Here is a 12,874-nt window from a genome sequence, read left to right as displayed (position 1 = left end):
GGCGCCGTCGCTACCCGAAGAGGTTCACGGGGCGCACGATGTCGGCGTAGATGAGCAGGGCGCTCATGCCGGCGAGGAGCACCACGACCACCATCGTGAGCGGCATCGTCTTCGCGAGGTCGATCGGACCCGGGTCCGCCTTGCCGACGAGCTTGAACGACCGGCGCTTCACGGCCTCCCACAGCGCGCCCGCGATGTGCCCGCCGTCGAGCGGCAGGAGCGGCACCATGTTGAGGACGAACAGGCCGATGTTCAGCGACGCGAGCAGGCCGAGGATCGTGTACGCCTTGTCGACGACCGGCACGCCGGACATCGACGACACCTCGCCGATCGCACGGCCGACGCCGACGACCGACACCGGGCTGTCCTGCGACCGGGCCTGCGAGCCGAACGCCGCGTTCCACACCGCGACCAAGCGCTGCGGCAGGTCGATGATGAGGTGCGCGGACGCGGAGATCTGCGCGCCCGTCGCCGGGAGGACCGCGGCGGGCGACTGCCGGACGAGCGACTGGCCGATGCTGACGCCGACGACACCGACCTGCTGCGTCTTCGTCGTGCCGTCCTCGTTCTTGGCGACGGTGCCGTCGGACAGGTAGACGTCGCGCGTGGCGCGGACGGGCGTGATCTCGAGGGTCTTCCGCTCGCCGTCCCGCTCGACCACGACCGTGAGCTCCTTGCCGGCGCTCTTCTGGAACGCCGACGACACCTCGGCGATGGTCGGGTCGGACTTCCCGTCGACCGAGAGCACGACGTCACCGGACTCGATGCCCGCCTGCTTCGCCGGGGACACCGCGTCGCCCGAGGTGCACGTGGTCGTCTGGCTGTTCGGCAGCACGCAACCGACGCTCGACGTGAACGTCGTCGTCGGCGCCCCGAAGCCGCAGAGCAGCACGCCGAAGAGCACGATCCCGATGACCAGGTTCATCGCTGGGCCGGCGACCATGACGATGATCCGCTTCCACGGGGTCAGTCGGTAGAACGCCCGCGAGTCGTCCCCGCCGGACTCCGCGATCTGTTCGGCACTGGCCTGCCGGGCGTCCTGCACGAACGCCCCGTACATGCCCGTGTTCGTGATCGCGTTCGGCCTCCCCGACGCCCGCGGCTTGAGCATGCCGACCATCGAGATGTAGCCGCCGAGGAGGATCGGGCGGATGCCGTACTCGGTCTCGCCCCGCTTGAACGACCAGATCGCCTTGCCGAAGCCGAGCGAGTACTGCGTCACCTTCACGTTGAAGAGCTTCGCGAAGGAGAGGTGCCCGAGCTCGTGGAGTCCGATCGAGACCAGCAGGCCGACGATGAAGACGACCACGCCGAGGACGAAGAGCAGGACGGATTCGACGGTCACCGGGAAAGGGTACGGGACGCTTCCCAAGACGGAGCCGAGCGCTCTCTGAGAGGCTCACCGTGCCTCCAGGCAGGGTCGGTCACCTCCGGTGCTGCCCCGCCGACGTCGCAGCCGGGAGGCACGGTGCGGGTCAGCGCGTCAGCGCGCGGTCCGCTGCGGCGCGCGCCCAGCGCTCCGCTGCCAGCACGCCCTCGAGGGAGGACTCCCCCATCGCGTGCTCGTCGACGATCCGCTCGACCGTGTCGACGATGTCGAGGAAGCCGATCGCACCCGCGTGGAAGGCCGCGACGGCCTGCTCGTTCGCGGCGTTGAACACCGCCGGGAAGGTGCCGCCGGCCTCGCCGACGCGCTTCGCGAGCGCCACCGCGCCGAACGCGTCCGCGTCGAGGGGCTCGAACGTCCACGTGCTCGCGGTGGTCCAGTCGAGCGGCACGCCGACGCCGGGCACCCGGTCCGGCCAGGCCAGACCGAGCGCGATCGGGAGCCGCATGTCGGGCGGGGAGGCCTGCGCGATCGTCGAGCCATCGACGAACTCGACCATCGAGTGCACGATCGACTGGGCGTGCACGGTGACGTCGATGCGGTCGTAGGGGACGTCGAAGAGCAGGTGGGCCTCGATGACCTCGAGACCCTTGTTCACGAGCGTCGCCGAGTTCGTCGTGACGACGAGCCCCATGTCCCACGTCGGGTGGGCGAGCGCCTGCGCGGGCGTGACGTCACGGAGCTCGGCACGCGAGCGTCCCCGGAACGGGCCGCCGCTCGCGGTGAGGACGAGGCGGCGGACCTCGCCGGCGGAGCCGGAGCGCAGCGCCTGCGCGATCGCGGAGTGCTCGCTGTCCACCGGGACGATCTGCCCGGGGCGCGCGGCCGCCTGCACGAGCGGACCGCCGACGATGAGGCTCTCCTTGTTGGCGAGGGCGAGCGTCGCGCCGGAATCGAGGGCGGCGAGGGTCGGGCCGAGGCCGACCGACCCGGTGATCCCGTTGAGGACCACGTCGGCCTCGACGCTGCGGACGAGGCGCTCGGAGTCCTCGGCGCCGAAGGCGGTGTCGCGGACGCCGAAGCGTTCCGCCTGCTGCGCCACGAGGTCGCGGTTGCTGCCCGCGCTGAGGCCGACGACCTCGAAGCGGTCCGGGTTCCGCTCGACGACGTCGAGGGCCTGGGTGCCGATCGATCCGGTGCTGCCGAGGATGATGATCCGGCGCTTGGCGGGCTGCTCGGTGGCGGGTTGCTCGGTGGCGGGTTGCTCGGTGGCGGGTTGCTCGGTGGCCGGCTGCATGGCGGTCGACTCAGCCGAGGGCGAGGATGTCCACGACGAACACGAGGGGCGCGTTCGCCGGGATGCCCGACCCCTCGGGCGGGTTCGCACCGTAGGCGTCGGCCGCCGTCGTGACGATGAGCACCTGCGAGCCGACCTTCTGGCCGACGAGCCCGGTGACGAAGCCCTTGATGAGCTGGCCCTCGGACACCGTGAACGTGGTCGGCACGCCCTTCGACCATGACGAGTCGAACTCCTTGCCGCCCTGCAGCGTCACGCCCTTGTACTGCACGAGCGCCGTGTCGCCGTCCTTGATGGCCTGGCCGTCGCCCTGCTTGAGGACCTCTACCTCGGTCTTCGACGGAGCCTTCGCACCGGACGGCACCGTGATCTGCGGCTCGCCGTCGGCCTTGTCCTCGACGGTCGGCAGCGCCGGGTCCTGCTGCTGCGGGGTGCCGGTGGCCTTCGTCGGGATCTTCGACACGATGTCCGCGACCACGACGACGTCCCCGCCGGTGTTGAAGCCGATCGCGGAGGACTGCCCGACGGTCACGACGCGATCGCCGACCTTCGAGCAGGCGAGGATCGCGCCGAACCCGCTCCCACCGACCGAGAGCGCCTGCGGGTTGCCGGTGTCGAAGCCGACGCTGCCGAGCTTGGACGCGTCCTTCGCCTGGTACACGCTGTACGACACCTGCGCGTAGTCGCCCGACTTCAGTGAGGCACCGTCGCCCTTGACTGCGACCGTCATCTGGGGCTCCGACGCGCTGAGGCCCTTGGCGAACGACACCTTCGGAGCGGTCCCGCCGCCGACCGCACCGGAGACCTTCACCGAGTCGGACGACTTGCCCGGGTCCGGGCAGGACGTGATCGCGGCGGCGCTCGCACTCGCGCTGGACGTCGCGCTCGGCGACGAGGAGGCGCTCCCCGATCCGGAGCCGGAGCAGGCGGCGAGGCCCAGCACGACGGCGGGGACCAGGGCGATCGGGAGCAGGCGGAGACGCTTCACGGGACCTTAGTCTGCCGCACCCGCCGATGAGTCCCCTGCGAGGACCCGGATCTCGGGCTCGTGGTGGACGGGGAACGCAACGGAGCGCGCGATGAAGCAGAGGCGGTTGGCCTCGGCGTGGGCTGCGGCGGCGTCCTCGACCCGGTCTGCCTCGCGGATGGTCACGACCGGGTGCAGCGTCGTCTCCGTGAGTTCCCCGGAGCCGTCGCGGTTGAGGTTGAGGCTCGCGGTCGCGCGGTCCTCGTAGGCCACGACCGTGAAGCCCTGCTGCACGGCGACGTGCAGGTAGCTCAGCATGTGGCACTGCGCGAGGGCGGCGACGACGAGCTCCTCGGGGTTCCAGCGGTCGCGGTCGCCGCGGAAGGTGGGGTCGGCGGAGCCGGCGAGGTCGTGCTTGCCCGTGGCGGAGACGACGTGGTCGCGACCGTAGTCGCGGTAGCCGCTCGTCCCGGAGCCGCGGTCCCCGGTCCAACGGACGGACACGGCGTAGGAGTGGTCGGACACGTGTGGCTCCTCGTGGCGGTGGTGGCTCTGGTGACCCTGGCCGCGCGCTCTAGCATTGCGGCATGACTGAGCGCCATCCTCTCACCGCCGACGGATCCGTCGAACTCGCCGTCCTCGACCGCAACGGCTTCGACGAGAGCCGCCACGTCGGCGCGGGGGTGGTCGTCGCGGCCGACGGCAGCGTCATCGACTCGGTCGGTGACGTCGCTGCCAGCATCTACCCGCGGTCGACGATGAAGCCGTTCCAGGCACTCGCGGTCCGACGTGCCGGCGCGTCGTTCTCGGACGAGGAACTCGTGCTCTCCACCGCGAGCCACGCCGGCACCGTCGCGCACCAGGCCGTGGCACAGCACATGCTCGAGTCGTTCGACCACGTCGAGGCGGACCTCGGTTGCCCGCCAGACATGCCCTTCGACCGGGCGACCGCCCGCACGATGGACCAGCCACGACGCGTGGCGATGAACTGCTCGGGCAAGCACGCCGCCATGCTTGCTGCCTGCCGCGTCAACGGCTGGGACGAGCAGACCTACCTCGACGTCGACCACCCGATGCAGCGCTTGGTCCGCTCAACCGTCGAGGAGTACACCTCGGAGACCGTCGACCTCGTCGGCACCGACGGCTGCGGCGCCCCGGTCTTCCCGCTCACGCTCACCGGCCTCGCCCGCGGTTTCGCGGCCGTGGTGGCCCGCGCCGACGACGACTCGGCGGCCCTGACCGATGCGGTGCTGGCACACCCGTGGGCGATCGACGGTGTGGGTCGGGCGAACACGGTGACCATCGAGCGGCTGGGGGTCCTCGCGAAGCTCGGCGCCGAGGGGGTCATGGTGATGGGACTGCCCGGCGGGGCGGCCGTCGCGGTGAAGACCCTCGACGGGGCACAGCGTGCGGGGACGCTGGCCGCACTCACGCTGCTCGAGCGCAACGGCCTGGTGAGCACCGAGGGCGTCGCCGGCGTCATGGCGGCGACCGGTGAGCAGGTGCTCGGCGGGGGTGTTCCGGTGGGGGCCGTCCGCGTCGGAGCCGGCCTGCGCTGAGCCGAGCACGCAGGCGCCGTCGGGCGCGCTCGCGCGTGTCCCGGTCCGCTCCGCTCGGCACTGCCGGGGGTTCGACGCTCGGCAGGACCGGGAGGATCCGCACCGCGCGGCCGTCGTCCGTCCGCGCGGTGCAGCCGGTGCACCCCACCGTGACCAGGAGGTCCGCTCGTCGAGGGACTTGACCGTGCTCGGCCACGAGGACGACCGTCCGCCTCGACCCCGTCCGCGCGTCAGTGCAGACGACCACCGCGGTGCCGTCCCCGGGTGCCGTGAGCCCGCCGGGGAGGTCGTCGCTGTCCCGGACCTCGGCCGCGGCGGCGCGGCACTGTACCGCGATGGCGTCGAACACCGCTCGTGCGAGGGCTCCGCGCCCGACGACGACGACGTGCGGCGCATCGGTCCGGACGGCGCGAGCGTCGCCGAGCGCGTGCCCGACGAGCACCGATCGCTCGTGGTCGACGGCGAGTGTTCCGACCGGGTCCGCTGACGCCCGGGGCTCGTCAGGTGTCGGTCCGGCGCTGGTCGACGACACCGCAGCCGACCATCCGGTCACCTCCGGCTTCGGCGCTGCCCGGGCACCGCGGCACAGCGCGCGATCCGACAACGCGAGGACCAGCCCGGCGCCGATCGCCGCCGCGCGAGCGACCCCGGACGTCGCCGCGAGCACGCCGAGGGCGACCAGCCCGAGCGCGCCGACGACGAGCACGGTCCGCGCCACGAGGAGTTCCACTCCCCCATCGCACCAGCGCACCGTCCGTCGTCGAACGCTCCGCGAACGGCTTGTGGAGGCCGAACCGACCGACCGCTCCGGTGCAGGAGGGGCCTACTGGACGAGGAAGAACTGCTCCCCGATGTCGACCCGGGCACCGCGCTCCACCCGGTAGCGGCGTCCGGGCTCACAGCGCCGGATCGACCCGTCGATGTGCCGCACGACGGTGCCGTTGCCGGAGAAACGATCGGACACCCAGAGGTCTCCACCGTCGCGACCGAGCTCGAGGTGCGTCTTGGACACCGACTTGCCCGGGTCGTGGACGGTCAGGAGGTCGTCGAACCGCTCACCCGGCTGCGGGCGCGGCAGGCGGCCGAGGAGCCCGGTGCCGTGGACGCCGAAGCGCTCCCCGGTGCTGAAGTGCAGCACGAAGGGTGCGTGGGTCGGGGTCTTCGACACGATCCGGGTCTCGTCGACGTCCGGCTCCTCGTCTCGTGCACTGGCGTCGTGAGCGCTGTCGTCGGGAGCCGTGCCGTCGGGTAGGCCGTCATCGGGTGCGTCACCGTCGTCGAGTTCGGCGCCGGCACTGGACGGGACCACCGGGCGGCCGAGTGGCGTCGCCGGGAGCTGCGTCGGCGTGGGTTCCGGCAGCCCGGGGATGGGCGGGAGCGGCGCGGCCGTGGGGACGGGCGGCAACGGAGCCGAGGTCGGGGTCTGCCCGTCCGTGGCGACCGGTCCTGCCGTCGCCGACACGTCGGGGGTGTCGCCGTCCGGAGCCGGCGCCGCATGGAGTCCGCGGGGTCGGACGGCGGCGCGGAAGAGCTGGTCGTCGTCGTCCGCAGGTGAACCGCCGAGCGATGGCTCAGCGGCGGCGACCGGGTCGTCCAGCACGTCCGCTGAACCGTCCGCTGTGCCGGTCGAGGTGTCCGTTCCGGTCGCGACCTCGTCGTGCTCGGCGACGGTGTCGCCGGCCTCGGCGGGTCCGTCACCGTCTGCGGCCCAGTCGGGGCGAGCGACGGGCAGCGGGACGATCGGTCCGGTGAACGCTGCCGTCACCGCGGGGCGCACGGCGCCGCACTCGCCGCAGAAGATGTCGTCGGGCTCGAGCGTGTGGCCACACACGTGGCAGGTGGCTCCAGCGCTCCCGGGGCTGACGAGCGGTGTCGGCCGCTGGGTCGCGGGTCGCTGCGGGGCGGGCCGTCGGTCGATCAACGGCTCGACGACGGCAGTGTCCCCGGGCTGCGGCGGGGACGCCACGGGCGCGGGACGCTCAGGTTCTCCCTGCGTAGCCCCGCTCCCGTCGTCGGAAGGGGTCGTGCGCTGGCCGCCCGCGGCGGCGTCGGAGTGCTCGGTCGCATCGTCCGCGCCACCCCCGGGGGCGTGCGCCACGTCGGTCGACGACTCGGTCGTGGTGCTCTGGGTGGCCGAGTTGGACCGTCCGATCCACCACGACGGTGTCGACGGTTGTGCCGGGGCGGCCTCCCGAGCAACAGGCGGCTGCCACGACGGAGCGTCCTGCTGCACCGGTGACTCCCACACGGGTGCCGTCGGCGGGGCCGTCGGCGCCTGGGGTGCCGTGCCGTCCGCGACCGCGCCGCGCCGAACGCGCTCAGCGACCCGGGTGACCTCGGGATCGTCGTCGGTGGGGCCGGTCGTCGGCCGCGAGGCGAAGGCGTCCGGGTCGAGCGGCGGCTCGTCGATCGGCGCGCCGCCGGCGTTCGGCGTCCACGGCGTCGGCCCGGAGCCGGCGGCGTACGGATCGGTCGGCACCGAGCGCTGCGCTGGGTCGTCCGGACGGTGGACCGGTGTCGGCGCAGATGCCTGCTCGTCCTCGCGGTGCGAGCCCGTCAGCCACGCCCGGGTCGCCGGGTCGAGGGTCGCCTCGGGCAGCCAGGCGTCCGCAGCAGGGTCCGGGCGACGGCCGTGCACGTCGGGCTGGAGGAGCGGCGGCGGCGGTGCCTGTTCGACCGGTGCGGTGGCTGCCGGGAGTCGGCTCGCCGATGCCGTCACCGCACGTCCGCACTCACCGCAGAAGATCGCTCCGTCCGGGAGCGCCGAGCCGCAGTGTTCGCATCTGATCACGTGGTGCCTCTGTCCTCACTCGGCCGACCACCCTCGCGCTGGCGTCCACGAGGTCCGAACGGCCTCCGGCCATCGTAGTCACGTGACGTCCGACCGCCCTTCGAGCCGACGGCACCGACGATGCCCGTCACCGCGCTCCGACCGGCTGCAGCGACCCGCAGCGACCGGAGGGACACTGCGGACCGGAAGCGCTCCCGCCGGTTCCGTCCCGCGCGGAGGCTCGAGATCGCCTCGTCCGTCGCGGCCCACATCCGGTCGGCGGTCGGCGCGTCGACGTCGCTCGGCCCGAACACCGCGCGGTCCGCGAGTGCGGCGAGTCCGGGTCCGCCCTCCCCCGGCGCTCCCCGGACGCTCTCACGCCTCGTCGCCGACGGTTCGACGTCGTGTCCACGGTCCACCAGGGCATCGCGGTACTCGTCCCATGCGCCGACGACCCGTGCGCGCGGCGACGGAGCACGTCGTCGTCGCCGCCGTCGGAGACGCTTCACCAGGACGATCGCGGCGAAGGGCAGGAGCACGAGCGCGACCAGTGCGAGGACACCGAGTGCCCAGGGCAACACGGCGAGCAGGATCTGCAACCACAGGGGCTGCACCGACGGTGTGTCGCGGTCGCTCTGCGGAGGCGCTTGCTGGTCCTGGTCCTGCTGGTCCGCGGGAGGCGGCGGCACGACCGTCTCCGGGCGCGTGACCGGCTTCGGCGTCTCCTGCTGCGCGTCCGGGATCTTGCGGACAGTCGGGTTCGGGTTGAGCATCACCCATCCCCACTGCGCCGTGTCGACCTCGATACGAGCCGTGACGTCCGAACCGCGGAACGTCGTCGTCCCAGCGCTCGAAGACGACCCGGTACCGGAGTCACCGCCCTCGGTGAAGCCGAGCACCACCCGCGCGGGGAACCCGAGCTCCCGCGCCATGAGTGCGGCGGCGACGGCGTACTGCTCCTGGTCGCCGACCATGAGCGGCGACGTGAGGAGCTCGGTGATCCGGTCGGCGCCGTGACCCGAGCGGCTCGCGCGGTCGTCGCCCACGCCGTGACTCACGTAGCCGGTGCGCTTGAGCTCCTGCAGCATCGCGACGAGCTTCGCGCCGTCCGAGCCCGCTGCGTCCGTGTACGCCTCCGTCGTGTCCCGCACCGCGTCGGGCACACCCTGGAGCGCCGGGACCTCCGCCGAGCCCGGCCGCGCCGACGAGAGCTGCTCCTCCGTCGGTTGATCGGGCAGCACCGCGGTGAGGTCGTAGGTCGTCCCCTGCGTCACGCCACCCACCACCGCGCCGGTGCCGGTCGAGGCGTTGTAGAAGAAGGACGTACGGTCCCGGTCGGCCCGCCGCCCCGAGAAGTCGACCTGTTCGAGGTCGCCCACGGTCGGGAGCCAGACGCCGCGGTACCCCTCGACGGTCACCCCGACACGGACGGTCGTGCCGCGGACGCCGCGCACGTCGACCGAGGTCGGCACACGTTCGAAGGTCCCGGAGGCCGAGGCTCCGTCCGATCCGCCGACCCGGTAGACGACACCGTCGTAGGTGTCGAGCGTCGCGATGCGGACGAAGCCGTCCTCCGGCAGCCCGGTCACCCGGAGCTGCGCAGCATCGGCCTCGTCGGTCTCCTCGTAGGCCCGGAACCCGCTGAGCGGGCTCACGTAGTCGCGCGGGTCGAACGGCTTCACCACGTCGGTCCGCGCCACCGTGCGACCGACCGAGGGCGGCGCGACGAGGCCCAGACCGGTCGCCACGACGGCGGCCGCCACGATCGTGCCCGTCCCGACGAGCGCCGGACGGAGCACCGACCGGGCGATCGGGACGCGGGCACCGATGGTCGAGGCCACAGCGACGGCCCGACGCGCGTGCCGCGCGGTCAGTGTCCACACCAGCGCGATGCCGGCAAGCGCCACCGCGGTCACGACCGAGGTGTCGAGTCGGCTCGGCCCCACCACGATCCCGATGACGAAGAGGACGAGCGGCGCGATCGCGCCGAGTTCCTGCCGGGAGGCACGGGTCGCCACGCTCACGCCGGTCACGGTCACGACGAGGGCCGTGACGAAGTACGGGACGAGCAAGGCCTCGTACGAGCCGACCGGCAGGCTGATGGTCACCAGCTGCTTCCAGCCGAGGGCGACGCCGGCGAAGAGGTCGAGCAGCCCCCCACCGGTGGGCAGGACCCCGTTCGCCTCGCCCGGCACGGCGGCGGGAACCCCGGTGAGCGCGAACGCCGCGACCGTCGCGATGCCCACGACCGGGGACGACAAGCGGTACGCGGCGCCGAGGAGCGCGACCAGCGTGCCGGCCAGGATCGCCGTGACCGCGGCGACCACCATCGCACCGTCGCGGTACACGGGCCACCACGAGACGCTCGCGACCGCGACGAGCAACCAGACCACGAGGGTCCCGCCGACCAACCGCAGCGCGGAGACGCGGCGAGCACTGCGCCGGGCATCGCGACGCGCTGACCCTCGGGCGCGCACCGCGGGCGCGGGAGCAGGAGCGGGGGCGCTCATGCGGCAGCCGACCGGTGCAGCGCATGGCGCAGGTCGTCCAGGTAGCCGATGGTCATGACCGTCAGGCCCGCGACCCGCAGGAAGCGCGGCTGGGCCTCGGGCTCGCAGATGACGGCCACGACCTCGACCCCCACCGGGAACCGCGTCGCCGCGAGTCGGAGCGCTGGCAGCTCGACGGTCGACCCCACCACGAGGAACGCCACCGAGATGCCCGCCGTGTCGTTGCCCACGATGCGGGAGACCTCGGCGATCGGCAGACACGCCTCGGCCAGGCCGACGCGCGCGAAGTCGTCGAGGAGGCGGGTGGGGGTCACCGTCGGCAGCGGGTGCACGGCGTACACCGGGCGCTTGGCGAACTCCGGCGTGCGCTCGGACACCACGACCGTGACGTCGCGGCCGTCCCGGATCGCCCGGGTGCCGAGCGACGCCGCGGCGCTCACCGCGAGCTCGAACTCGTCGCCGTCCGCGAACTCCGCCCGGGAGACCCCGAGTGCGACGACGAGGTGCGAGCGACGGGTGTCCTCGAACTGGCGGACCATGAGCGCGCCGGACTTCGCGGTCGACTTCCAGTGGATCGTCCGTGGGTCGTCGCCGGGCAGGTACTCGCGGATGGCGTGGAACGCGATGTCGGCCGGGGACAGGTCCGTCGTCGCCTGTCCCTCGAGGTCGCGGACGAGCCCCGTGCTCGTCGAGGGGATCGCGATCGTCCGGGGGTGCACGATGACCTGCTCCCGCGCCGTCCACACGATCTCCCGACGGACGAGCCCGACCGGGTCGGCGCGCACACCGGTCACGGGCCCCACGTCGAGCACCCCACGGCGGGTGGTCGGTACCGGGACCTCGCGTTCGAACGACCCCTTCGCCGGCACTGCCGGGATCGCCACGTCGACGAGCCCGGGACCGACCGGGACCTCGACGGTGGTCGGCACCGACGGCAGGCGACCGGGGTTCTCCGCGGTCACGACGACGCCGGCCGGGTCCCCGACCGCGACCCGGTGCTGGGGCAGCCGCATGCGGATGAGGAGCCGCGAACGCCCGATCAGGGCGATCGCCGCGACCACGACGAGCAGCGCTCCTGCGAACCCGACGACGACGACCTCGCGGAGGCCGAGCCGGTACCCCGCGACGAACGCGACGAGCGTGAGCACCGCCACCGTCCAGCCCAGGCCGGTGACGACGGACGAGACCTCGCCCCAGGCGCGCTTGACGAGCCTCCAGGCCGATGCCCAGACCTGGACGAAGCCGACGACCGCGTCCGCTGCCACACCCTCGCGGTCGCCGACCAGGCGCGTCCGGACGTTGGTCAGGCCGGCGACCGTCCCGGTGCGCTCGTAGGCGCCCGCGCCCCGACGCGACCGCGTCGAGGAGGGGCGGCGCGAACGCGTCGAGACGGGCCGGCGGTCGGTCACGAGGAGACCCGGTCCGCAGGTGGCGGCGTCTCGACCAGGAGCTGCGACACGACGGCGTTGGCGCTGACGCCGTCGAACTCGGCCTCGGCGTCGAGCACCAGACGGTGCGCGAGCACCGGTACCGCGAGGGCCTTCACGTCGTCCGGCGTGACGTAGTGCCGGCCGTTCAGCGCCGCGAAGACGCGCGAGGCTCGCATGAGGCCCATCGCGCCGCGGACGCTGACGCCGAGACGGACCTCGCTGGCCGAGCGCGTCGCGTCGACCAGGCGGGCGACGTAGTCGGCGATCACCGCATCGACGTGGACCGACCGCGCGAGGGCAGCCATCTCCGTGATCGTCGCCGCGGGCACGACGCTCGCGAGCGGCACCGACGCTGAAGGAGCCGAGGACGTCTCGAGGATCTTCACCGTCGCGGCGTGGTCGGGGTAACCGATCGACGCCTTCATGAGGAACCGGTCGAGCTGCGCCTCCGGCAGACGGTACGTGCCGGCCTGCTCGACGGGGTTCTGTGTCGCGATGACCATGAACGGTGCGGCCAGCCGGTGGTTCACACCGTCGACCGTGACCGCGGACTCCTCCATCGCCTCGAGGAGGGCGGACTGGGTCTTCGGGCTCGCGCGGTTGATCTCGTCGGCGAGCACGATGTTCGAGAACACCGGGCCGCGGTGGAAGTCGAACTCCTGCGTGCGCTGGTCGTAGACGCTGATGCCGGTGATGTCGCCGGGCAGCAGGTCCGGCGTGAACTGGATGCGGTTCGTCGACCCCTGGACGCTCTGCGCCATGGCCCGGGCGAGGCTCGTCTTGCCGGTGCCGGGGACGTCCTCGAGCAGGAGGTGGCCCTCACTGAGCATCGCCGTGACCGCGAGGCGGATCACGAAGGTCTTCCCGAGGAGCACCTGCTCGATGTTGGTCACGATGCGGCCGGCGGCGTCGGCGAACCAGGTGGCCTGCTCCGGGGTCATGCTCATGCGGGGTCGTTCCTTCGGTGGTGAGTCGTGGGTCGTGTCGCGCTACTGGGAAGCGTAGGGCGTGATC

Annotated in this window: 10 protein-coding genes; 2 read left to right on the top strand and 8 right to left on the bottom strand. The window is 72.8% G+C overall.

Annotation, left to right across the window (positions count from 1 at the left end; all coding sequences use genetic code 11):
* Positions 1–10 precede the first annotated feature (10 nt).
* From QPJ90_RS12865 to QPJ90_RS12850, 4 genes are all read right to left on the bottom strand, one after another.
* Positions 11–1,345 (bottom strand): site-2 protease family protein, encoded by a 1,335-nt coding sequence (locus QPJ90_RS12865; protein WP_290131591.1) that lies wholly within the window; start codon positions 1,343–1,345, stop codon positions 11–13.
* Positions 1,346–1,475: 130 nt separating this feature from the next.
* Positions 1,476–2,624: a 1-deoxy-D-xylulose-5-phosphate reductoisomerase gene (gene dxr, locus QPJ90_RS12860; RefSeq protein WP_290131590.1), complete on the bottom strand. Its 1,149-nt coding sequence runs from the start codon at positions 2,622–2,624 to the stop codon at positions 1,476–1,478.
* A 10-nt stretch (positions 2,625–2,634) separates the two neighbouring features.
* Entirely contained in the window at positions 2,635–3,612 is a 978-nt protein-coding gene (locus tag QPJ90_RS12855; RefSeq protein WP_290131589.1) for an FKBP-type peptidyl-prolyl cis-trans isomerase, read from the bottom strand.
* A gap of 6 nt (positions 3,613–3,618) precedes the next feature.
* The gene (locus QPJ90_RS12850; protein ID WP_290131588.1) at positions 3,619–4,116 is read right to left on the bottom strand and encodes an OsmC family protein; all 498 of its coding nucleotides are present in this window, start codon (positions 4,114–4,116) and stop codon (positions 3,619–3,621) included.
* A gap of 62 nt (positions 4,117–4,178) precedes the next feature.
* Here QPJ90_RS12850 and QPJ90_RS12845 point away from each other — a divergent pair, with 62 nt between their 5' ends.
* Complete coding sequence (locus QPJ90_RS12845; protein ID WP_290131587.1) at positions 4,179–5,150, top strand: asparaginase; 972 nt, start codon at positions 4,179–4,181, stop codon at positions 5,148–5,150.
* A gap of 184 nt (positions 5,151–5,334) precedes the next feature.
* Positions 5,335–5,637 carry a hypothetical protein gene (locus tag QPJ90_RS12840; RefSeq protein WP_290131586.1) on the top strand — a complete coding sequence of 101 codons (303 nt, stop codon included), beginning with the start codon at positions 5,335–5,337 and terminating at the stop codon, positions 5,635–5,637.
* Positions 5,638–5,973: 336 nt separating this feature from the next.
* Here QPJ90_RS12840 and QPJ90_RS12835 read toward each other — a convergent pair whose 3' ends face one another.
* The 4 genes from QPJ90_RS12835 to QPJ90_RS12820 are packed head-to-tail and all read right to left on the bottom strand — an operon-like array spanning position 5,974 to position 12,807.
* Entirely contained in the window at positions 5,974–7,941 is a 1,968-nt protein-coding gene (locus tag QPJ90_RS12835) for a zinc-ribbon domain-containing protein (protein WP_290131585.1), read from the bottom strand.
* Entirely contained in the window at positions 7,938–10,430 is a 2,493-nt protein-coding gene (locus tag QPJ90_RS12830; protein ID WP_290131584.1) for a transglutaminase domain-containing protein, read from the bottom strand. Before QPJ90_RS12830 ends, QPJ90_RS12835 begins: the two co-directional genes overlap by 4 nt.
* Entirely contained in the window at positions 10,427–11,839 is a 1,413-nt protein-coding gene (locus tag QPJ90_RS12825; protein WP_290131583.1) for a DUF58 domain-containing protein, read from the bottom strand. The genes QPJ90_RS12830 and QPJ90_RS12825 overlap by 4 nt, the downstream gene beginning before the upstream one ends.
* The gene (locus QPJ90_RS12820; RefSeq protein ID WP_058725311.1) at positions 11,836–12,807 is read right to left on the bottom strand and encodes a MoxR family ATPase; all 972 of its coding nucleotides are present in this window, start codon (positions 12,805–12,807) and stop codon (positions 11,836–11,838) included. Before QPJ90_RS12820 ends, QPJ90_RS12825 begins: the two co-directional genes overlap by 4 nt.
* Positions 12,808–12,874 lie beyond the last annotated feature (67 nt).

It is taken from the genome of Curtobacterium sp. 458, from assembly GCF_030406605.1.
GTDB lineage: Bacteria > Actinomycetota > Actinomycetes > Actinomycetales > Microbacteriaceae > Curtobacterium.
The sequence above is the reverse complement of the archived record's forward strand: the minus strand, read 5'-3'. Positions and strand labels throughout refer to the sequence as shown.